Genomic DNA, 21,581 nt, shown 5'->3' with positions numbered 1-21,581 from the left:
ATTATTTCAATTTTATTAATTGTTCAATGGCTTTGTCCAAAGTTTCCTGTTTTTTGGCGAAACAAAATCGGATGACCTTTTCATCAGTTTTATCTTTGTAAAATGCTGAAAATGGAATTGTTGCGACTTTGTATTCTTTTGTGAGCCAATAGCAAAAATCCTTGTCTTGCATATCATAAATCGAACCAAAATTGGCGGACAGAAAATAGGTGCCTTCACAATCCAACAATTCAAATGGTGTTTCTGACAAAGCACTTTTCAAATAATTTCTTTTCTCTTCAAAGAATGTGGAGGTTTGAGAAAAATCCTGAATGTTTTGAAGATATTTTGCAATCGCAAATTGAGCAGGCGTATTTATGCAGAAAACATTGTATTGATGGACTTTTCGGAACTCATTCATCAGTTGTTCGGGCGCGAGAATATAACCGATTTTCCAACCCGTGATGTGAAGCAGTTTTCCAAATGAGCCAACAACAAAAGTGCGTTCCTTCAATTCTGAATATTTGGCTAACGTCAAATGAGATTTTCCGTCAAAAGTAATGTTTTCATAAACTTCATCGCTTAGAATAATAATGTTAGTGTCTTTTACAATCTTGATTAATTCATCAATATCGGATTGTTTCAAGATTTTCCCAGAAGGATTATTGGGATTGTTGATGATAATCATTTTGGTCTTTTCGGAAACCAGATTTTTCACTTCATTCCAATTGATTTTGTAATCCGGATAAAGCATTTTGACATTTTTCACGATTCCACCATTCAGAATAATCGCTGGCTCGTAGCAATCGTAGGCAGGTTCGAAGATAATCACTTCATCATCTTTTTCAACGAAAGCAGAAATGACGGTGAAAATTCCTTGCGTTGCACCAGCTGTGATATTAATTTCAGAATCCGGATGATAATCAACCTGATATTGAGAACTGAACTTCCTCGAAATCTCTTCCCGAAGTTCCTTGATTCCAAACAACGGTGCATATTGATTGTAACCTTCTTTTGCAAAATCGCCCAAGTATTTCAGAAGATTTTCATCAGCTTGATAATCGGGAAAACCTTGCGAAAGATTGACGGCATTTTCCTGTTGCGCCAACAAAGACATTTCTGTGAAAATCGTGGTTTTCACGTCCGGAAGTTTGGATGCAGATAATCTTAAAGCCATAATGATGGTAAAATTAAGTAATAATTATTTTAAATCTAAAAGAAATTTTATCGCAAAGGCGCAAATCTATTTTTAAAATCAAATGCTACAAGTCGCCAATTTTGAGTATTCTGTTATTCTTAAAGCGATTTGATTTGCGACTTGCAACAGGTAGGTTGATAACAATTTTGCGCCTTTGCGTTGAAATATAATGCGCGAAGAATTTCACATTTCGTAAATTTGCAAAAATAATTTTTTGAAACGTCTTATCTCAATCGTCGGAACTACAGGAATCGGGAAAACCAGATTGGCAATCGATTTGGCAAATCATCTTGATACGGAAATTATTTCCTGCGATTCTCGTCAGTTCTATCGTGAGATGAAAATCGGAACTGCAATGCCGACGGAATCCGAATTGGCCGAGGCAAAACATCATTTTGTCGGGAATCTCAGCATCGATGATTATTATTCCATTGGTTTGTACGAGCACGAAGCGATTGAAAAGCTGGATGAGATTTTCGCCGAAAAAGATATTGCCATAATGGTTGGCGGAAGCGGAATGTACGAGAAAGCAGTAGTAGAAGGATTGAATGATTTACCAGAAGCCGACGAAGAAAATCAGAAAAAACTGATTGAAATTTTTGAAACTCAAGGAATTGAACCGTTACAAAAATTATTGTCAGAACTTGACCCTGAATATTTTTCAGTTGTTGATAAAGACAATTCAAGGCGTTTGTTGAGAGCAATCGACATCATTTGGCAGACTGGAAAAACCTACACCGAAAATCTTAGTTTACCAAAATCCCAGCGTCATTTTGAGACGTTTAGAATTGGAATTGAGGCACCGAGAGAAGTGATTTATGAAAGAATCAATCGACGTGTTGATATAATGATGGAAAATGGTCTGTTGGAAGAAGCCAAAGGATTGATAGTTCATAAAGATAAAGTTGCGCTTCAAACAGTTGGTTATTCGGAGTTGTTCAAATATTTTGATGGCGAATGGGATTTGGATTTTGCAGTTTCTGAAATCAAAAAAAATTCCCGCCGATACGCAAAACGCCAAATGACCTGGAACAGAAAATTGGAAAATGTGAATTGGGTAAATTATGATAATTCTGTAGAAGAAGCATTATCTTTGCTGAAAACATTAAAAAATTAAAGGATTCAAAGATTAAAAAATTATTTTTGTCTTTATTGAATTTCCTGACTTTGGGAATGCTAATCTTTTAATTATCAAATCTTTTAATCATTTAATTAAAAAATAAATATGTCAGATACACAATCAAATATGTTGGCTTTAGGAACGAAAGCACCAGACTTCAGCCTTCTAAATCCTGTTACTAATAAAGTTCAAATTCTGGAATCTTTGAAAGGGAAAAAAGGAACTTTGGTGGTTTTTATGTGCAATCATTGTCCGTTTGTGCTTCACATCATCGATGTTTTGGAGGAATTGTATGAAGATTACAAGTCTCAAGGCATCGAGTTTATCGGGATTAATTCAAACGACGTTGACAGATATCCAGCTGATTCTCCAGAGATGATGGTAGAATTTGTAGAAGAAAAAACTTTGAAATTCCCTTATCTCTACGACGAAAGTCAAGACGTCGCAAAAGCTTTCGACGCCGCTTGTACGCCAGATTTTTATTTCTTTGATGAGAATTTAAAATTAATCTATCGTGGTCAAATGGACGATTCAAGACCTGGAAATCAAAAGGAGATTACAGGCGAGGATTTGGTGATTGCTTTTGAAAATCATTTGGCCGGACAAGACCAGGAAGATTTCCAAAGACCAAGTTTGGGCTGTAACATCAAGTGGAAATAATTGGCTTTTGGCGGTTTGCTTTTCGCAAATTGCTTTATTGATATAAAAAACCCAGAAATTATTTTCTGGGTTTTTTAACTAAAGTTTTTCAATATTATTCCTAATAAAATTTTTCTGGGATTCGAAAGCGATTTTGTCGATATCAATTTCAGAAATGGGAATCCAAATGCCTTCAGAGATTTCGGATTCTTCTATTTTGACTTCAAATTTTTCATTGACTTCATATTCATAAAACAAATCCATTGTATTGTAACTGATGTTTTTGTATGGATAAATGTTCGGTCGGCTTCCGAGATATTTCAGTTTTTCTACATTAATTCTCAATTCTAATTCTTCAAAAAGTTCTCTGGCGCAGGTTTCTTCGGCACTTTCTTTCGGGTCACAAAAACCGCCTGGCAAATCCAATTTTCCTTTTCCTGGTTCCTGATTTCTGACTGTGAAAAATAATTCATTTTCATGTTTGATGATGACTGCAACGGCGGCGGCCGTATTGTGATACAAAACGAAATCGCAGTTACTACAACTAAACTTAGTTATATTATTCCATGTCAAAGTTTCGTGTCCGCATTTTGGGCAGAATTTTAGAATTTCCATTGGATAAAATTAATGAAATAAGGTCAATTTCAAAAACGAAACCATCCTGAAATTTCAAGATGGTTTTAGGGATTATATTAAGCCTTCGATTAAACTGCTTTTCTATTTCTAGGATGGAACTGAATGATGACGTCTCTCAATTCCTCGGTTTTCAAATGCGTGTAAATCTGAGTTGTCGTAATACTGCTGTGACCCAACATTTCCTGAATGAATCTGAGATCTGCACCATTCTGCAACAAATGCGTAGCAAAAGAATGACGGAATGTGTGTGGAGAAATACTCTTGTTGATGCCTGCTTTCTGTGTCATTTCCTTGATGATGATGAAGACGATCACTCGTGACATATTCGTTCCTCTGCTGTTTAGGAAAAGAATATCTTCAAATTTCTTGTTGACTTTCGCATTAATTCTCACAGTAGTAATATATTCTAAAATGTATTCAGCTGTTGATTTTGCTAGCGGGACAAGTCTTGTCTTATCACCTTTTCCTTCTACGATGATGAAGTTTTCTTTGAAATTGATGTTAGAAATCTTAAGATCAACCAATTCAGACACGCGCAAGCCACATCCGTACAAAACTTCCAAGATGCATTGGTTTCTTTTGCCCATATCGGTTTTCTTGTCTATGTGCTCTATGATTCTATCGATATCTTCTATGCTCAGCGTATCTGGCAGATAGAGGCCAAGTTTCGGGCCTTCTAATAAAGATGCGGGATTGTCTGCTCTGTATTCTTCTTCCAAAAGGAATTTGAAGAAAGCTTTGATGGACGATACGCTTCTTGCTTGCGAACGTTCGCTAATTTTCTTTTTCGAAAGTTGATAGATGAATTCCTGAAGATTTTCGTAGCTGATGATGTGTGGAGCAATCTCTCCTAAATCATTAGTCGCAAAGCTTTCCAACTTTTTGATGTCTCTGAGGTACGCATCAAGCGTGTTGTCAGAGAAGTTTTTCTCAAATTTTAGAAAATTCGAGAAGTCTGTAATTTTTTCGGACCAGTTCATATTTGTGTTTTTAAAAATTGTTTCTTAATAAGTATTATTTCATCATAAAATATATAATTCTTGTTCGGTTATATTTAATGTCTCTATCCCAGCATTTCTCAAAAACTCCAACCCACTATTGTCGGAGTAATCCGTCATATACACTACTTTTTGAATGCCTGCCTGCAAAATCAATTTGCTGCATTCCTTGCAAGGCGACATTGTGATGTATAATGTTGCGCCCTTGCAGGATTGTGTACTGCTTGCTATTTTCAAAATGGCGTTTGCCTCTGCGTGAAGCACAAACCAATTTGTTTTTCCGTCTTCGTCTTCACAGTTGTTTTCAAAACCAGAAGGCGTTCCGTTGTATCCGTCGGAGATTATCATTCTGTCTTTCACGATAAGCGCTCCCACTTTTTTTCTCTTGCAATATGACAGATTTCCCCATTCGGAAGCCATCTTGAGATATGCAATGTCGAATTTGTTATAATTCATTTGTAATATCTAGTTGAAAGCCGGTTTTCTCTTTTCAAGAAAAGCCGAAACGCCTTCTTTAAAATCTCCTTCTGCGAACAATTCCCCAAAAGAATTGATCTCGCTCTCCATTCCTTTTTCGGAGTCGCTTGCATTGACAGCTGTTATCGCTTTTGTAATCCCTAGCGGTGAGTTTTTTACAATTTGCTCAGCCAATTCTTGCGTTTTCGGAAGCAATTCTTCCAAAGTAAAAACTTCATTTACCAGACCAATTGATTTGGCTTTCTCAGCAGAAATCATTTTAGCAGAGAAAATCATTTCGTTTGCAATGCCTTTGCCTACTAATTTAGGTAATCTTTGTGTTCCGCCGTAACCAGGAATTAATCCCAAAGTCACTTCGGGTAGACCTAATTTGGCATTCTCAGAAGCGTATCTAATGTGACAAGCCATTGCTAATTCCAATCCGCCACCTAATGCAAAACCATTGACAGCTGCAATGACAGGTTTGCTGAAATTTTCAATTTTTTCGAAAACAAAATGTCCCCTTTTTGATAAGTCCGTAGCCTGGTTTTGGCTAAAAGATGAAAATTCTTTGATGTCTGCACCAGCTATGAAAGCTTTCTCTCCGCTTCCTGTTATGATGACACAATTTACAGTTTTTTCATTTTCTAAAAAATCAAACACTTTTTCCAGATCGTTAAAGACTTGAGTGTTAAGCGCGTTCAAACTCTCCGGTCTGTTGATTGTCACTATGGCAATTTTTCTTTCTATTGATAATTTTATACTTTCGTAATTCATTCAAAAAGAAGGTTATGTTTTGATTTCTAAATTAATTTCGAATCTAATATAGACGTTTTTGTAAAATAAACAAAATATTAATGAATATTTAACATTTTTACAAGCTATTTATTAACCTATGTAAATTATAACAATGAAAACTTTATTAAAAATAATAGGAACTACGTTTAAAATATACATATTCCTACTTGCGCTTTTTGTTATTTCCTGTGGAAGCAGAAATTCATCAAATAGTTCCGGCTACAGGACGACCAACGTTTCTTATTATGCTAATAAATTTAATGGAAATAGAACTGCCAGCGGTGAAACTTACAGGCATTCCAAAATGACAGGTGCGCACAAATCGCTTTCATTCGGAACCAGGGTGGAAATCATAAATATCGAAAATGACAAATCAGTCATTATCACAGTCAATGACAGGGGTCCTCTGAAGCCTTCGCGGGAATTTGACCTTAGCCAAGGTGCTTTCAAAAAAATCGGCAAGCTGAATGATGGCATCATAAAAGTGAAATACAAGATTTTGAAATAAATCCTACAAAACATAGATTAAGTATCATAGGATTCAATACATAATATATTTAAAATGTTTAAATTTGCAATGCTTTAAAAAAAGTAAACAAATAAAAATCTTAAAAATAACATCAAGACAATGAGTTACATTTCATTTATCGAAGCAAGACAAATATTAGATTCTAGAGGGAATCCAACAATTGAAGTAGATGTTTTCACAGAGAGTGGAGCAATGGGTCGTGCGGCTGTACCTTCTGGTGCATCTACAGGCGAGCACGAGGCAGTTGAACTAAGAGACGGCGCGCCAGAATATCTTGGAAAAGGTGTTTTGAAGGCGGTTGAAAATGTGAAAGAGATCATCGCTCCAGAATTAATCGGTCTTCCGGTTTTTGAACAAAATCTAATCGATGCTGTAATGATCGACCTTGATGGAACGCCAAACAAAGGGAAACTAGGGGCAAACGCGATCTTAGGTGTTTCTTTGGCTGTTGCAAAAGCGGCGGCAAACGAACTTAGATTGCCATTGTATAAATATGTAGGTGGTGTAAACGCAAACACACTTCCTGTTCCAATGATGAACGTGATCAACGGTGGTTCTCACTCAGATGCGCCAATCGCTTTCCAGGAGTTTATGGTGATGCCGGTAAAAGCAGATTCTTTCTCTCACGCATTGAGAAAAGGAACTGAGATCTTCCACAGCCTGAAATCTATTCTTCACGGGAGAGGTTTGTCAACCGCTGTTGGAGACGAAGGTGGATTTGCTCCAACTTTCAAAGGAACTGAAGATGCTTTGGACACTTTGCTACAAGCAATCGAGAAAGCAGGTTACAAACCAGGTGATGATATTATGATCGCTTTGGATTGTGCAGCTTCAGAATTCTACAAAGACGGAATCTACGATTATACAAAGTTCCAAACTCCGGACGCACCTAAATTTACAAGCAGCGAGCAGGTTTCTTACTTGGCTGATCTTGCAAACAAATATCCAATTATCTCTATCGAGGACGGAATGCAGGAAAACGACTGGGCAGGTTGGAAAGAACTTACAGATAAAATTGGAGACAGAGTGCAGTTGGTAGGAGATGATTTGTTCGTGACAAACGTTGAAAGACTTTCTAGAGGTATTGCGGAAAATACAGCGAACTCAATTCTTGTAAAAGTAAACCAGATCGGTTCTCTTTCTGAAACTATGGCGGCTGTTCAAATGGCTCAACAAAACAGATATACAACAGTGATGTCTCACAGATCTGGAGAAACTGAAGATTCTACAATCGCAGATCTTGCGGTGGCTCAAAACTGTGGACAGATCAAAACTGGTTCAGCTTCAAGATCAGACAGAATGGCGAAGTACAACCAGCTTTTGAGAATTGAAGAAGCTCTTGGAGAAACTGCGGTTTTCCCAGGATTGGACGCTTTTAAAATCAAGAGATAATTTTAACAAAAATTTATAATTAGAAGCATCTGAAAGAAATTCAGATGCTTTTTTTTTTATGTAATTGTAAATCAATGTTTTATTTTGGTTAATTATCAATAAAAAATTATTTCATTTGTTAAATTATCAGCATCAATCAAATCAATCAGGTGATATGACTTTTGTCAGTTGACCATTTCCAAGTAAAGTGTTATATTTAACACATAAATATTTTTTAATATGTCAGATAACAAAGTTATATTGAATTACGATGGGAAGAGTTTCGAATATCCTATCGTAGATAGTACAATCGGAGACAGAGGAATTGATATTTCCAAATTGAGAGACCAAACGGGATTGATCACTTTGGATCTTGGTTACAAAAACACAGGTGCTACAATTAGTGAAATTACTTACCTAGATGGTGATAAAGGAGAATTGTTCTACAGAGGTTATCCGATAGATCAAATTGCTGAAAAATCAAATTTCACGGAGGTAATGTACCTTTTACTTCACGGCGAATTACCGAAAGCAGAACAGTTCACCAACTTCGACAACAACATCAAAAAATATAATTTTGTAGCAGACGAGCTTAAGAAATTAATTGATGTTTTCCCACGTTCTGCGCATCCTATGGGTGTTCTATCTTCTTTGACTTCTGCGCTTACAGCTTTCAACCCGAAAGCGGTAGATGTGAAATCTAAAGAAGAATTGGATTACGCATCAGAATTAATGATCGCAAAATTCTCTCACTTATGTGCTTGGACTTACAGAAAGACTCAAGGTTTGCCAATCAACCACGGAGATAACAGCCTTAGCTATGTAGAGAATTTCTACAAAATGGCTTTCAAACTTCCTAATCAGGAGTTTGTAATGGATCCAGTTGTGGTTGCAGCGCTAGATAAATTATTAATCCTTCACGCAGATCACGAGCAAAACTGTTCTACTTCTACAGTGAGAATGGTAGGTTCTGCTCACACAGGTCTTTTTGCGTCTATCTCTTCTGGGGTTTCTGCACTTTGGGGTCCACTTCACGGTGGTGCAAACCAAGCAGTTATCGAAATGTTGGAATTGATCGAGAAAGATGGTGGTGATGTTAACAAATGGGTAGCAAAAGCAAAAGATAAAAACGATAGTTTCAGATTGATGGGCTTTGGACACAGAGTTTACAAAAACTTTGACCCAAGAGCGAAGATCATTAAGAAAGCAGCTGATGATATCTTAAATTCATTAGGAATCCAAGACAAAGCGCTTGATATTGCAATGCAGTTGGAAAAAGTAGCTTTGGAAGACGAATACTTCATCGAAAGAAAATTATATCCAAACGTAGATTTCTACTCAGGAATCATCTACAGAGCTTTGGGAATCCCTACAGAAATGTTCACCGTAATGTTCGCATTAGGAAGATTGCCAGGATGGATCGCTCAGTGGAGAGAAATGAGATTGAAAGGTGATCCTATCGGAAGACCAAGACAGATCTACCAAGGTGCTACAGAAAGAGATTATCTTGACATCAAAAGCAGATAATATCTTTTTTTAATAAAATTAATAATCCCTGAAACTCTGGTTTTGGGGATTATTTTTTGGTGACAACTGATAACCGTAATGCAAAACGATTTAATAAATTTTTAAAACAGATATTATTCCTGAATTTTCGGTTATTGCATAGCTTTAATTATATTTGCGACACTTACATTTTTATGGGAATCAACCTCAATATTAAAAACGAAACGGGAAAACTGAAGTCTGTGGTTCTGGGCCAACCAAAATCCAACGGACCAATTCCTACGCTTGCAGAAAGCTACGACGCCAAATCATATAACACCATCGAAAATGATATCTATCCGAAAGAGGAAGATATTGTCTTCGAAATGTCAGAATTCGAGAGAGTTCTGAAGAAATATGATGTTGAGGTTTTCCGTCCGAAAATCATCAAAGATTACAACCAGGTTTTTGCCCGCGACGTCGCTTTTGTGATTGAGGATAAAATGATTATTTCGAATATCATCCCAGACCGTGCAGATGAGCAGGAAGCTTACCGACACATCATCGATAAAGTCTCTTGGAGAAATGTTATCAACTTGCCAGAAAAAGCGCACATCGAAGGTGGTGACGTGATTGTTTGGGACGAATTCCTTTTTATAGGAACCAGTTATAGTCCAGATTACAGAAATCTGAAAACCGCCAGAACCAACGAATATGCGATTGAAATCCTAAAAGAATATTTCCCTAAAAAGAGAATCATCGATTTGGATTTGAAGAAAAGTGATACCAAACCTTACGAAGGAATTCTGCATTTAGATTGTACTTTCAACCCGATTGGGGAGGACAAATGTGTGATTTACAAAAATGGATTTGTGGACGAAGATGATTACCAATTGGTTCTCGATATTTTTGGTGAAGAAAATTGCTTCAATGTCAATGACGAAGAGATGTTCCAAATGTTCCCGAATGTCTTCTCAATTGCACCAGACGTTGTAGTTTCCGACAAAGCTTTCACCAGAATGAATGACCATTTCCGCAACGAATGGGGAATTACGGTAGAAGAAATTCCATATAGAGAAATTTCCAAAATGGGTGGACTTTTGAGATGTTCGACATTGCCGTTGGTAAGAGAGTAATGAAAAATAATCTCTCGCAAATAAAGCAAATTGTGCTGATTCTTTAAGATAATTTGCTAAATCTGAAAAATCTGCGAGAGCAATAAAATTTATATTTTAAATAGAAATGCAGACAACCAATACAGTTCTAATGATAGAGCCAATTGCTTTCGGATTCAACGAGCAAACGGCAGTCAACAATTATTTCCAAGTACAGCAGGAAGGAAATGTGCAGGAAAAAGCCTTGCAGGAATTCCATTCTTTTGTTGAGAAACTGAGAGCGAAAAGCATCAACGTCATTACCATCAAAGATACGATTGAACCAAAAACGCCAGATTCTATTTTCCCAAATAACTGGGTGAGTTTTCACGCTGATGGAAAAATCGTTTTGTATCCAATGTTTGCTGAAAACAGACGTTTGGAGAGACGTGAGGATATCATCAATCAAATCAAAGAACAATTTGACGTCACAGAAATCATCGATTATTCCAAGATTGAAAACGAGGACAAATATCTGGAAGGTACCGGAAGTATGATTTTCGACCACGACAACAAGATTGCCTATGGCTCGGTTTCGTTGAGGTTGGATGAGAAACTTTTCAGGAAATTCTGTGCTGATTTTGGATTTACGCCCGTCGTTTTTCATTCTTATCAAACTGCTGGCGAAGAAAGATTGCCAATCTACCATACGAATGTTATGATGTGTGTGGCGGACAAATTTGTTGTCATCTGTTTAGATTGTATCGATGATGAAACTGAAAGACAAAACGTCATCGATTCCATCAAAAATTCCGGGAAAGAATTGATAGAAATCTCCGAAGACCAAATGCAGAATTTCGCTGGAAATATGCTTCAAGTTCAGAATGAAAATAGAGAAAAATTCTTGATAATGAGCCAAAGTGCTTACAAATCTTTGAAACCAGAACAAGTTTCAGCAATTGAAAAATATTCAGAAATCATTTACTCAGATTTGGAAACCATAGAAACCAACGGTGGCGGAAGCGCCCGCTGTATGTTGGCGGAGGTTTTCTTACCGAAGAAATAAAATTCAATGAAAGCTACAGATTTTTGTAGCTTTTTTATTTTTCTATTGTAAATCTTCCAAAAAAATAAGATATTGCTGTCATTATTTAGCACAAATGGAATTAGAAACTTATAGCGAAGGTTTACACATCTTATTAACGTTAAAAGTAAGCGAGGCGAATCTATTATTAGACTACGATTCTTTCATCAAAAGAGTAAAGGAAATCTTATCGGAAAATGAAACAGAAGTGGTTGGTGAGACGCATCACATCTTCTCAAACGGCAGTTTCACGTCGGCTGTCATTCTCAAAGAATCTCATTTGTGCATCCATACTTGGCCAGAATTTTCGCAACTGACTTTCGATATTTTGTTGTGCAATTACTTCGGCGACAATTCTCACAAGACCGAAACGATTGCCAAGGCTGTGACCGACTATTTCTCGGGACAAATCATCAAAGAACACAAAATCCGAAGATGATGATTTACACCTGTCCAAGTTGCAAAAAAGAAAATACCTTAGACCTCGATTTCACTGTTGAGAGCTACATCTGTAAGTCTTGCTCGATGTTGAGCGAGCAAGGGAAAATCATCAAAAATGTCAGAAAACCAACTGAGAATGTGGTTTTGGAAGTTGGTCAAAAAGGGAAATTAGACGGAACAGAATATACAGTGGTTGCCATTGTGGTTAAGAAATATGGAAATTCTGTTTTCTGGCGCGAGTATCACCTAAGAGATAAAAATCTCAACGAAGCATTCCTCAGCGAGAGCAACGGTCATTGGGTGATAATGTTTCCAAAGGCAATGCCTAACAAAGAATTCAAATTCCACGCAGAGTTTGAAGGCAAAAAATACCGCTGGTACGAATCCACACCCAATAACATTGACTCGGCAACGGGTTTCTTCGAAGATAAACTGAAGTTCAGCTTAGCGACTTACAAGGAGTTTGTCAACGGAACCGAGATGGTTTCTATGGAACAGGTTGGAACAGAAAAAACTTTTCTCTGGGGAAAACACGTTCCGAAAAGTGAAGTCAAGAAAGCGTTCAAGCTGTCGTCTCTGCCCAATTATTCGGGGATTGGTATTGTTCAGCCTTATTATGTGAATTCAAGACAGCTATTGAATGTCTTCGTCGTTGTGGCGTTGATAATGAGTCTGTTTCAGTTTTATAACACGGTTTCCAGAAGCAATTATGAGGTTTTCAGCGATAATATTAGATTTGATTCTGTCCGAAGTAAGGAATTGATTTCCAAATCATTTGATTTGAGTGGCGCGTCGGCTCCGCTTAATGTCAAATTGTCTTCCAACGTCGATAATTCTTGGGCGAATATAGAGTTGAGTTTGATTAATGAAAATTCCAACGAAATCGAATGCACATCCCAAGACATCGAACAATACCACGGCTACGAAAGTGGCGAAAGCTGGTCGGAAGGTGGTAAGGAAAAAGAATTCAATTTCTGTGGTGTTGCGCCCGGAAAATATCACTTTTCAATCAGCGCCCAAAAACAAGGCTTTGAACAACCAGCGGGAGAAACATTCTATGCGCCAGATGGCAAAAAGACGTTTGCTTACACAGGCGATGGCTTTGTAGATGTCATCCTGCCATCGGGAGAAAAAACAGCGGTGAATCTCGAAAATCTTCAACAAAATGATTCAACAACCTACGCAGAATTGGAACAGGCGAAGGCTTTCAAACTGAAAAATCCAAATTTCTCGACAAACATTCCAGACACGGATTCTGCCAATCCCAATTTCGCCATTCAGGCGTTTTGGAAACCGGTCAGTTTCTGGAATTACTTTATCATTCTTGGAATTATGACCTTACTTGTTGGACTCAATTATTGGGGAAAATATCTTTTTGATAAGACCAAATGGGAGAACAGCAACTATTCACCTTTTAACGATTACACAAGCTGATGGAAAAAATCATTAATTACATCAAGAAATATAAACTTGTAGTCTTCGCAGGCGTGTTTTTTCTTGGTTGGTTTCTCTATTTGACCTACACGGGAAATCAGTTCTGCGATTGCGCAAAGACCGAAAAATACAGGGACGGAACCTCGAGATATCGCTCACACGGAACGTCCGTTTACAGATATTATCACAAATAACTTTGATTAAAAAAATAAAAAACAATGGGAGAATTTAATTATTTACCGATAGTCAATTCAATATTATACGCTTTTTTGGGAGTCGCCATTCTTTTGGTTTGCTACCTCATCATCGAGAAATTGACGCCGGAAAAAACGTGGCACGAGATTTCAAAAAACAACAATACCGCTTTGGCAATTATCCTGGGCGCGTTTATCATCGGGATTTCCATCATTATCAGCGGAGCGATTCATGGATAAAAAACGCATTTCTTTTGAATTGCTTCTGCTTTTTTCGGTGTTCGTCATTGCGACTTGCGGACTGATTTATGAGTTGGTTGCAGGCGCTTTGGCGAGTTATCTTTTGGGAGATTCTGTCAAGCAGTTTTCTTTCATCATCGGCGTTTACCTATTTTCGATGGGCGTTGGGTCGTATTTTGCCAAGTTTATTCACAAGGATTTGTTGAACAAATTTGTTGAGATTGAGATTCTCGTTGGCGTGATTGGCGGAATTAGTTCTGTGGTTTTGTTCTTTTTGTTTAATACAATTCAGCATTTTGAGCCGGTTTTGTACCTTTTCGTTTTCGTCACGGGATGTTTGGTCGGATTGGAAATTCCATTGCTGATGAATATCTTGAAGGATAAAGTTGCTTTCAAGGATTTGGTTTCCAACGTTTTTGCCTTTGATTATATTGGTGCTTTATTAGCATCAATCCTTTTTCCATTGGTTTTGATTCCAAGTTTGGGGATTATCAAAACGCCACTTTTTTTTGGTTTGATTAATATTTCAATTGCCATTTTCCTTTCATTCTATCTGGAAAAAGAACTGAAAAATCCAATCGCTTTGAAGGCCAAATCCATTGTCGCCTTTTTAGGATTGGTCGCTTTATTCATTTTTTCTGATAAACTCTTGGCGTTTTCTGAAGAGAAATTGTACGGTGAAAATATTGTTTACGCAAACAATTCTCCATATCAAAGAATCGTTTTGACGCGGAACGACAAGGATTTCAGGCTTTATCTTAACAACAATCTGCAGTTCTCTTCCGCCGACGAATACCGTTATCACGAGGCATTGGTTCATCCAGCAATGTCAATGGCCAAGAATATTTCCAACGTTTTGATTTTGGGCGGAGGCGACGGTTTTGCGGTGAGAGAAGTTTTAAAATATAAAGACGTTAAGAATATCACACTCGTAGATTTGGACGGGCAGATGACCAATTTTTTCAAAGACAACGAAACAATGAAAAAATTGAATCACAGCGCACTTTCCAATCCGAAATTACAAATCGTCAACAAGGACGCGTACATTTGGATTAAGGAAAACAAGAAGAAGTACGACGTCATCATCATCGATTTTCCGGACCCTTCCAATTACAGTTTGGGGAAATTATATTCGGTTCAGTTTTACAATGAATTGGAGAAAGTCACCACGCCGGATACCAAAATCGTAGTGCAAACAACTTCGCCTTATTTCGCGCCGAAATCTTTTTGGTGCATCGAGAAAACCATCAATCAAATTTTCCCTTTCACAACGGCTTATCACACTTATGTTCCGAGTTTTGGAGAATGGGGATTTTGTTTCGCATCGTTCCAACCGATTGATAATAAAATCGTTAGAAAAATTCCTGATTTGAAATTTTATGATTATAATTTTAAGCAAATGTCCTACTTCAGCAAAGATATGAAGGCTGAAAATCCGGAAGTTAATCGTTTGGATAATCAGATTTTAGTTCGATATTTTGATGAAGAATGGGGCAAAATTCAGTAATTTAAATCCTTAAAATTGTCTCAAAGCCCAAACCAAATTTCGCGAAAATCTTTTCTTACGACAATGTTGTGGGCTGGCGCGATGTTGCCTTTTCTGCAGTATTGCAAGCAAAAATCAAAATCGATTTTATTGAAGATTACAGGAACCAATTATGTTTTGGGACATCAACTTTGGGCAAAGGATTTTCCTAAATCTACGGAAGAAATTAAAGTCAAATTCCTGATTGTCGGAAGCGGAATCTCCGGACTATCCGCTTGCAGACATTTGACCAAGAACAACGAAACGGATTTTCTTCTGGTCGAGATGGAAAATCATTTGGGAGGAAATGCTTCCAACGGCGAAAACAAATTCTCAAAATTCCCGCTCGGCGCCCATTATCTGCCGATTCCCAACAAAGAAGATTTGGAGTTGATTGAGTTTTTGAAGGAATGCAAAATCTACCTCGGCGATGACGAAAATGGATTGCCAACCTTCGATGTCGAGCAACTCACGTTCCCAAAAGAAGAGCGACTTTTCTTCAAAAATGAATGGCAAAATGACCTCACACCACAAAATGGAATTTCACTAAAAACTAAAAAAGAATTCGAGCGTTTTTTCAAATTAATGGACGAATTCCGAACCAGAAAAGATGCGTCTGGAAAGTATTGGTTTGATATTCCATTGGACAAATCCAGCCAAGAAACTGAAGCAAAAAATCTTGATAAAATCACGTTTGAAAGCTGGCTTCAATCCAACCATTTTGAATCCGAAGAATTGCTTTGGCTAATGGATTATTCCTGCAAAGACGACTATGGTTTGGGAATGAAATACGTTTCTGCGTGGGCGGGAATCCATTATTTCGCCGGACGAAAAAACAATTGGGCGACCAACCGCCACGACCAGGTTTTCACTTGGCCAGAAGGAAATGCGCGATTAGCGAAGCATCTTTCGAAGTTTGTGGAAGGCAAAAATCTATCACAACATTTGGTTTATGATGTCTCTTGGAATGCGGAAAATGTGGAGGTTTTGGTTTTTGATAATCAAACTAAAATCTCTAAAGAAATTATTGCCGAAAAAGTGCTTTTTGCAACGCCACAATTCGTGAATCAACATATTTTCAAAGACAGAAAACTGAAGAATTTCAATTATGTGCCTTGGCTATTGGCGACTTTAACATTGAAAAATGAATTTGGTGGAGGAGAAGAATTGGCTTGGGACAACGTGATTTTTGGAACGGAAGGTTTGGGTTACATCAATGACCAACATCAAAACCTCAATCAAAATATGGGCAAAAAAGTCATCACCTATTACCGAAGTTTTTCTACCGACGACTGCAAAAAAGCACGAAAAAAGTTATACTATCAGAAAGATGAAGATTTGAAAAAACTGGTTCTTGCAGATTTGAAAGTCGCTCATCCCGAGATTGAAGATTTCATCCTTGATATTCAGTTTCATAAGTTGGGTCACGGGATGATTTCGCCGGTTCCGGATTTTATTTTCGGAGTGGAAAGAGCTTTGGCGAAACAAAATATCGATGGGAAAGTGTTCTTTGCGCACTCAGATTTATCAGGAATTTCCATTTTCGAAGAGGCTTTTCATCAAGGCATCAATGCGGTAAAAGAAATGCTAAAACGATGAGACAGCCTTGGATTCACAATGCGAAAACGGATTGGCGTTTCATCTTGTCTCCGCCATTTTTGGTGTTGGCGGTGGTGATTTGTTTCAAAGTCAGATTCAAAATCTGGAAAATCATTACTCGTTCTACACTTGGTTGATTCTCATCGTTTTCGTGGATGTGGCGCACGTTTACTCAACATTATTCAAAACTTATTTCATTAAGGACGAATTCCATAAAAGGAAACTTTTGTATTTGGGAATTCCGGCAATCAGTTTGATTCTCGGTTTGATTTTCTATCAGCTTGGGAGTTTGTTTTTCTGGTCAGGTTTGGCGTTGGTCGCAGTGTTTCATTTTGTGCGTCAGCAATATGGTTTTATGAGGCTTTACGCTAGATTTGAGAAAAAAGGTTTTTCAAAATTTTGGGACGGCTTAGCGATTTATTCCGCCACGATTTTTCCGATGCTTTATTGGATTAAGACGCCCAGAGCGTTCAATTGGTTTGTGGAAAATGAGTTCAGTTGGACGAGCTCGATTCCCAATTATGTGCCTGCGATTACGGTGATTTATTTTGTGATTCTTGCGATTTGGATTTTGAAAACCATTTATTTTTTCATTAATGAAAAATCATTTAACATTCCGAAAAATACTATCATTGTTGGAACTTATCTGTCTTGGTATTTCGGGATTGTCTATTTTAATAATGATTTGATTTTCACCTTGCTTAATGTCATTTCTCACGGCATTCCGTACATCGCTTTGATCTACATTCGTGAAATTGAGCAGAAAGATAATTTAAGCTTAAAAAAACTTTCTATTTTTAAAACCAGCTTTGGGATTTTCTTGTTTGTTTTGATTCTTCTGGGCTTTGCTTTTTTCGAAGAATTGATGTGGGAAATCTTGGTTTGGCGCGAACATTTTTCAATTCAAAACTTCGAAGTTTCCATATCTTGGCAACAGTTTCTGGTTCCGCTTTTGGTCGTGCCTCAATTGACGCATTATTTGCTGGATGGCTTCATTTGGCGAAATCAGAAAAAATAAAAAACTCCCAAATTGCATTAGGAGTTTCCTTTGAAAAAATTTAACGTGATATATAATGTAGTTATCTGGTGCGGTTTTTAATAGCGTCGGAAGCACTTTCTATGTCTCTCACTTTCTTCACTTTATTGTTTCCGAAGTTGTAAGTCAAGCTCACCATCACGCCTCTTCGGAATTGGTCATTTTTGATGTAGTTGTAGTTTCCATTCGCTTGATAATCCTCGATTTCTACAACATTTGTTCTCAATACATCTCTCACATCGACTGCAAAAGTCCAGCTGTTCCAGATTTTTTTAAGGTTAAGGTCAAGGCTCATTAAGTCTTTTAACAAACCTAATTCAATCTGTTGTTTGTCCACATAGAATCCGTTGACACCAAGGAACCAGGTTTTCTTTTTGTCTAGTCGGATGTTGTTGTTCATCTGAATTAGAAGACTTGTGGAGCTGATGTTATTCTCATAAGTTGGGAAAATATCGCCAGTCGTTGGGTCCATACTCAAGCTTCCTTTGTTCTTATTATATTGGATTCCGATGTTGAAATTGGTGCTCCAATATTGTTTGAAAAATGATTTTTGCAGTCCTAGCATTGCGGATAGTTCGTGTCTGTCTCCAAAGTTGGTTCTGATGTATCGCAACTCGTTTTTAGTTCCTATTTGTCCATTCGCATATTGAACAATCCCTTGCAACGGAACCTGCGTGATTTGGTCTTTCACAAAAGAGTGATTCACCACCAAGAAGTAAGAGTTTTTGAACATATAGGTCATCTCTTGATTATAAACGGAAGACGCTTTTACAAAAGGATCATTCTGAGTGTAATTGTCATCCGTCAAGATGTTTCTCACAGGATTGATTTCCCAGAAACTTGGTCTTCTCATTCTGCTGGAGAAGGCGTAGGAAATGTTATTCTTGTCATTGATGGCGTAGTTCAAACTTAGATAAGGCAAGAAATTATTGAAGTTTCTTTCGATTTTTGCATAAGCTGGATTCGATGAATTGTCGGATGTTCCAAGACTGTTCGTAATCTCATATCGTGCTCCAACTTTCCCAGAAAATTTTTCCGAAAGTTTCTTTTCTAAAGTCAAATATGCACCATAGATGTTTTCATCATATACAAAATGGTTAGGTTCATTTTTAGTTGGTCTAGCCGGATCTACAAAATAGGTGTCATTTTTTGTATCATTATCGGTTTTTGTTTTATTATAATTCCCACCAACTGAAACGGTAAAATCGTTCTTGAATTTCTTGATATAATCTACCATTCCAGAAAAATTGTTGATGTATTGTGGCAAATCCTGAATGGTTTGTTTACTAAGTCCTAGGTCGTTTCTAAAAACATCGGAGAAAATCGTTCTGTTGTCTGTCACTTGAAATCTCCTGTAATTGAGATAGGCCGCATTCAAATTCAATTTGCTGCCCAACGTATCGGTTTTCAATTCATAATTCAGGTTTAATGAATTGTTGTATGACCTTGCATTTTCGCGGTTTCTGGAGAGGGTGTATCTTTTTTCCAACAATCCGGTTTCCACATTTGGACCCTCCGAGATGTTGAAAAGATCAACCCTTGAATCATGACTTCTGTTTGCCCAAGAATTCCAAGTCAAAGCCAAGTTGCTGTTGTCATTCAATTGATAATCAATGTTGATGTAGCCACCAAGATTTTTGTTCGGATCGTCTATGCTTCCCGTTGATTCGTTGGAGTATTCGCCGTTTCTGTTTCTCAGGGTGTAATCTTGCGCTTGGATATTGTCACTTGTACTAATATTTCCAGAGATTCCCAATTTATCTTTTCGGTAATTGACAGAGGCACTTGCAGAGCTTGCGTTGTATTTGTTTTGAGAGTTGGACATTCTCAAGTTTCCGTTCGTTCCGTCGGTCATTTTTTTCTTTAGAATGATGTTGATGATCCCGTCGGAAGATTCAACTTGATATTCACTTCCTGGTGTTGTGATCACCTCGATTTTCTGAATGTTTTCCGCTGGCGTATTTTTTAGAAACTGAGCCAAAGATTCAGCATCCATATTCGTTTTTCTTCCGTTGATGAAAATCAAAGCGTTGTTTTTTCCTGCGATTCTCAAAGTTTTATCGTCTGTGGAAGAGAGCAATGGTGTTTGTTTCAAAATTTCAAAAGTAGTGTTTCCTTTTGCAACAGGGGAGTTGGCAACATCATAAACAAAACGGTCGCTCTCTTTTTTAAAAACTTGTTTCGTAATTGTAACCGCTTCTATATTTTTTGTAGCAGTAGAATCTGTTGTGATCTGCTGGGCAGAAATCATTCCGGAGAAGAAGAGACCTGCGATTAGTATTTGAGCTTTCATAATTTATTTTATTAGAGTAGTTTGTTTTTCTTACTATTTGATATTGCAAAGATATATAATTAAATTAGTATTATGCAATACAAAGTAGTAAATAAATTTTATTATTGTCTTTAAAGTGTTGATTTTCAGAAACAAAATTTTTTATTAGGAATTTATATACTAGACAACCAAACGCAATATTTTGTTACATCAAAAAATAAATTAATAAAAAAAGCCTCTGTATAATCGCAAAAACTGAACGTCCACAGATTCCAAACTGAATGTCCAAAAAAAAGCCCTTTAAAGAATGTTTAAAGGGTTTTTGCTATTTTTGCTGAAAACTAATTAATGAAGTACAATTACTTAGAATCATTTCGAGGATTGATGGCATTATGGGTAGTGCTACTACACGGATTCGGGTTTTTGCCTTTATTGCCTAAGAACTTCTTGACTGACTTCTTTTACAATGGATATCTTCCTGTTGTAGCTTTTATTATTCTGAGTGGCTTTGTCACTCATATTTTACTTGATAAAGGAGAAATATTCACCAGATACATTATCAGACGAGCTTTCAGATTATTTCCTATATATCTTGTAGCGCTAGGCATCAGTATTTTTGCTCTCAATTTTTCTTTAGATATTCTTACTCAACTACCTTTTGAAAATCCAAATATTAAAACAAGAATAAAACTTATTGAAACTGCATTTAATGACCATTTTTGGATTAACATCATAAGTCATGTATTGTTGTTGCACGGAGTGTTTCCCGATAACAAATATCCCTTTACTTACACACTAATGGGTCAGTCTTGGTCTTTGACGTTGGAATGGCAGTTTTATCTATTCATTCCCTTCATCTGGAAGTATTTTAAAGAAAAAAATATACTGTCAGTGATTCCATTAATATTGATGATGCCATTAATAGTTTACTCTCATTTACACATGCCTCAAAAATCATTTCTACCCTATATGATTCAATACTTCTTAATTGGTTACATTGCCTACTATTTTTTTAAGATGTATCTGGAGACTGGTAAATATTATGTTTTCTATTTTTTATCGCTGGTAACATTAGGTCTTTGTTTTATTGATTTTCAAATTTCTATTATGATAGCTATATTCTCAATGGTTTTATTGATGCAGGCAAATCATAAATTTCACAAGATTTTTAGCAGTAAATTTCTCATCGATCTTGGTAAAATTTCTTACTCAATGTATTGTATTCACCTTATCGTTTTTTATATAGTAATTTTTATTTTGTTGAAATTTAATATTGAAGACCCACTTCTCTTTTCAGTTCTAACAATTACATCTGGCACAATTTTCACAATCGTTTTTTCCAAATTTAGCTTTCGCCATATTGAGAAACCATTAATGGATTTTGCAAAGAAAATTTAATTAATTTTAACTATTAATTCGTGCAAGTCTATCACTCCTGTAACTGTGTTGTTTT

At 36.8% G+C, this 21,581-nt stretch carries 21 protein-coding genes; 15 read left to right on the top strand and 6 right to left on the bottom strand.

Going from position 1 to position 21,581, the window contains the following annotated elements:
* Nucleotide 1: 1 nt before the first annotated feature.
* Complete coding sequence (locus IO90_RS01360; protein ID WP_034963218.1) at nucleotides 2-1,156, bottom strand: methionine aminotransferase; 1,155 nt, start codon at nucleotides 1,154-1,156, stop codon at nucleotides 2-4.
* 235 nt (nucleotides 1,157-1,391) lie between these two features.
* On the opposite strand from IO90_RS01360, the gene miaA reads away from it, so the two are divergent.
* The gene (gene miaA, locus IO90_RS01355; protein WP_034963217.1) at nucleotides 1,392-2,294 is read left to right on the top strand and encodes a tRNA (adenosine(37)-N6)-dimethylallyltransferase MiaA; all 903 of its coding nucleotides are present in this window, start codon (nucleotides 1,392-1,394) and stop codon (nucleotides 2,292-2,294) included.
* 108 nt (nucleotides 2,295-2,402) lie between these two features.
* On the top strand, nucleotides 2,403-2,957 hold the full coding sequence (locus IO90_RS01350) for a thioredoxin family protein (RefSeq protein WP_034963216.1): 555 nt from the start codon (nucleotides 2,403-2,405) through the stop codon (nucleotides 2,955-2,957).
* Nucleotides 2,958-3,035: 78 nt separating this feature from the next.
* On the opposite strand, the gene IO90_RS01345 is transcribed toward IO90_RS01350, so the two are convergent.
* The 4 genes from IO90_RS01345 to IO90_RS01330 form a co-directional block, all read right to left on the bottom strand.
* Complete coding sequence (locus IO90_RS01345; RefSeq protein WP_034963215.1) at nucleotides 3,036-3,551, bottom strand: NUDIX hydrolase; 516 nt, start codon at nucleotides 3,549-3,551, stop codon at nucleotides 3,036-3,038.
* 89 nt (nucleotides 3,552-3,640) lie between these two features.
* Complete coding sequence (gene xerD, locus IO90_RS01340) at nucleotides 3,641-4,552, bottom strand: site-specific tyrosine recombinase XerD (protein WP_034963212.1); 912 nt, start codon at nucleotides 4,550-4,552, stop codon at nucleotides 3,641-3,643.
* Nucleotides 4,553-4,594: 42 nt separating this feature from the next.
* On the bottom strand, nucleotides 4,595-5,026 hold the full coding sequence (locus tag IO90_RS01335) for a deoxycytidylate deaminase (protein ID WP_034963210.1): 432 nt from the start codon (nucleotides 5,024-5,026) through the stop codon (nucleotides 4,595-4,597).
* 9 nt (nucleotides 5,027-5,035) lie between these two features.
* On the bottom strand, nucleotides 5,036-5,803 hold the full coding sequence (locus IO90_RS01330; RefSeq protein WP_034963207.1) for an enoyl-CoA hydratase/isomerase family protein: 768 nt from the start codon (nucleotides 5,801-5,803) through the stop codon (nucleotides 5,036-5,038).
* A gap of 133 nt (nucleotides 5,804-5,936) precedes the next feature.
* Between IO90_RS01330 and IO90_RS01325 the strand changes: the two genes are divergently transcribed.
* From IO90_RS01325 to IO90_RS01270, 12 genes are all read left to right on the top strand, one after another.
* Nucleotides 5,937-6,332, top strand: a complete 396-nt coding sequence (locus tag IO90_RS01325) for a septal ring lytic transglycosylase RlpA family protein (protein WP_051878165.1) — start codon at nucleotides 5,937-5,939, stop codon at nucleotides 6,330-6,332.
* 120 nt (nucleotides 6,333-6,452) lie between these two features.
* On the top strand, nucleotides 6,453-7,745 hold the full coding sequence (eno, locus tag IO90_RS01320) for a phosphopyruvate hydratase (protein WP_034963205.1): 1,293 nt from the start codon (nucleotides 6,453-6,455) through the stop codon (nucleotides 7,743-7,745).
* A 219-nt stretch (nucleotides 7,746-7,964) separates the two neighbouring features.
* Nucleotides 7,965-9,251 carry a citrate synthase gene (locus IO90_RS01315; protein ID WP_034963203.1) on the top strand — a complete coding sequence of 429 codons (1,287 nt, stop codon included), beginning with the start codon at nucleotides 7,965-7,967 and terminating at the stop codon, nucleotides 9,249-9,251.
* 179 nt (nucleotides 9,252-9,430) lie between these two features.
* Nucleotides 9,431-10,345, top strand: coding sequence for a dimethylarginine dimethylaminohydrolase family protein (locus IO90_RS01310; RefSeq protein WP_034964167.1), 915 nt, complete (start codon nucleotides 9,431-9,433; stop codon nucleotides 10,343-10,345).
* 106 nt (nucleotides 10,346-10,451) lie between these two features.
* Nucleotides 10,452-11,369: a citrulline utilization hydrolase CtlX gene (gene ctlX, locus IO90_RS01305; protein ID WP_034963202.1), complete on the top strand. Its 918-nt coding sequence runs from the start codon at nucleotides 10,452-10,454 to the stop codon at nucleotides 11,367-11,369.
* 94 nt (nucleotides 11,370-11,463) lie between these two features.
* Nucleotides 11,464-11,826, top strand: a complete 363-nt coding sequence (locus IO90_RS01300; protein ID WP_034963200.1) for an S-adenosylmethionine decarboxylase family protein — start codon at nucleotides 11,464-11,466, stop codon at nucleotides 11,824-11,826.
* Nucleotides 11,823-13,262, top strand: coding sequence for a DUF4178 domain-containing protein (locus IO90_RS01295; protein ID WP_228374633.1), 1,440 nt, complete (start codon nucleotides 11,823-11,825; stop codon nucleotides 13,260-13,262). The genes IO90_RS01300 and IO90_RS01295 overlap by 4 nt, the downstream gene beginning before the upstream one ends.
* The gene (locus IO90_RS01290; RefSeq protein WP_228374632.1) at nucleotides 13,262-13,456 is read left to right on the top strand and encodes a hypothetical protein; all 195 of its coding nucleotides are present in this window, start codon (nucleotides 13,262-13,264) and stop codon (nucleotides 13,454-13,456) included. The genes IO90_RS01295 and IO90_RS01290 overlap by 1 nt, the downstream gene beginning before the upstream one ends.
* Nucleotides 13,457-13,480: 24 nt before the next feature.
* Nucleotides 13,481-13,696 (top strand): DUF350 domain-containing protein, encoded by a 216-nt coding sequence (locus IO90_RS01285; RefSeq protein WP_034963198.1) that lies wholly within the window; start codon nucleotides 13,481-13,483, stop codon nucleotides 13,694-13,696.
* Nucleotides 13,689-15,203 carry a polyamine aminopropyltransferase gene (locus tag IO90_RS01280; RefSeq protein ID WP_034963195.1) on the top strand — a complete coding sequence of 505 codons (1,515 nt, stop codon included), beginning with the start codon at nucleotides 13,689-13,691 and terminating at the stop codon, nucleotides 15,201-15,203. Before IO90_RS01285 ends, IO90_RS01280 begins: the two co-directional genes overlap by 8 nt.
* Nucleotides 15,204-15,218: 15 nt before the next feature.
* On the top strand, nucleotides 15,219-16,820 hold the full coding sequence (locus IO90_RS01275) for an NAD(P)/FAD-dependent oxidoreductase (RefSeq protein WP_228374631.1): 1,602 nt from the start codon (nucleotides 15,219-15,221) through the stop codon (nucleotides 16,818-16,820).
* A 7-nt stretch (nucleotides 16,821-16,827) separates the two neighbouring features.
* Nucleotides 16,828-17,838, top strand: a complete 1,011-nt coding sequence (locus IO90_RS01270) for a hypothetical protein (protein WP_228374630.1) — start codon at nucleotides 16,828-16,830, stop codon at nucleotides 17,836-17,838.
* Between the two features lie 61 nt (nucleotides 17,839-17,899).
* Here the strand turns inward: IO90_RS01270 and IO90_RS01265 are convergent, their stop codons facing one another.
* The gene (locus tag IO90_RS01265) at nucleotides 17,900-20,149 is read right to left on the bottom strand and encodes a TonB-dependent receptor domain-containing protein (protein WP_034963192.1); all 2,250 of its coding nucleotides are present in this window, start codon (nucleotides 20,147-20,149) and stop codon (nucleotides 17,900-17,902) included.
* 327 nt (nucleotides 20,150-20,476) lie between these two features.
* Here IO90_RS01265 and IO90_RS01260 point away from each other — a divergent pair, with 327 nt between their 5' ends.
* Nucleotides 20,477-21,526, top strand: coding sequence for an acyltransferase family protein (locus IO90_RS01260; protein WP_034963190.1), 1,050 nt, complete (start codon nucleotides 20,477-20,479; stop codon nucleotides 21,524-21,526).
* Nucleotides 21,527-21,581 lie beyond the last annotated feature (55 nt).

The organism is Chryseobacterium sp. FH1, from assembly GCF_000735135.1.
GTDB lineage: Bacteria > Bacteroidota > Bacteroidia > Flavobacteriales > Weeksellaceae > Epilithonimonas.
Note: the sequence above shows the minus strand (reverse complement) of the source record. Positions and strands in the feature narration are given on the sequence as shown.

Bases quoted from the DNA above. Each gene is read 5' to 3' on its own strand.
- IO90_RS01345 (WP_034963215.1), bottom strand. From the start codon at position 3,551: ATGGAAATTCTAAAATTCTGCCCAAAATGCGGACACGAAACTTTGACA.
- IO90_RS01315 (WP_034963203.1), top strand. From the start codon at position 7,965: ATGTCAGATAACAAAGTTATATTGAATTACGATGGGAAGAGTTTCGAA.
- IO90_RS01295 (WP_228374633.1), top strand. From the start codon at position 11,823: ATGATGATTTACACCTGTCCAAGTTGCAAAAAAGAAAATACCTTAGAC.
- IO90_RS01325 (WP_051878165.1), top strand. From the start codon at position 5,937: ATGAAAACTTTATTAAAAATAATAGGAACTACGTTTAAAATATACATA.
- IO90_RS01360 (WP_034963218.1), bottom strand. From the start codon at position 1,156: ATGGCTTTAAGATTATCTGCATCCAAACTTCCGGACGTGAAAACCACG.
- ctlX (WP_034963202.1), top strand. From the start codon at position 10,452: ATGCAGACAACCAATACAGTTCTAATGATAGAGCCAATTGCTTTCGGA.
- IO90_RS01290 (WP_228374632.1), top strand. From the start codon at position 13,262: ATGGAAAAAATCATTAATTACATCAAGAAATATAAACTTGTAGTCTTC.
- IO90_RS01330 (WP_034963207.1), bottom strand. From the start codon at position 5,803: ATGAATTACGAAAGTATAAAATTATCAATAGAAAGAAAAATTGCCATA.
- IO90_RS01265 (WP_034963192.1), bottom strand. From the start codon at position 20,149: ATGAAAGCTCAAATACTAATCGCAGGTCTCTTCTTCTCCGGAATGATT.
- IO90_RS01260 (WP_034963190.1), top strand. From the start codon at position 20,477: ATGAAGTACAATTACTTAGAATCATTTCGAGGATTGATGGCATTATGG.
- IO90_RS01280 (WP_034963195.1), top strand. From the start codon at position 13,689: ATGGATAAAAAACGCATTTCTTTTGAATTGCTTCTGCTTTTTTCGGTG.
- IO90_RS01350 (WP_034963216.1), top strand. From the start codon at position 2,403: ATGTCAGATACACAATCAAATATGTTGGCTTTAGGAACGAAAGCACCA.
- IO90_RS01300 (WP_034963200.1), top strand. From the start codon at position 11,464: ATGGAATTAGAAACTTATAGCGAAGGTTTACACATCTTATTAACGTTA.
- xerD (WP_034963212.1), bottom strand. From the start codon at position 4,552: ATGAACTGGTCCGAAAAAATTACAGACTTCTCGAATTTTCTAAAATTT.
- IO90_RS01285 (WP_034963198.1), top strand. From the start codon at position 13,481: ATGGGAGAATTTAATTATTTACCGATAGTCAATTCAATATTATACGCT.
- IO90_RS01335 (WP_034963210.1), bottom strand. From the start codon at position 5,026: ATGAATTATAACAAATTCGACATTGCATATCTCAAGATGGCTTCCGAA.
- eno (WP_034963205.1), top strand. From the start codon at position 6,453: ATGAGTTACATTTCATTTATCGAAGCAAGACAAATATTAGATTCTAGA.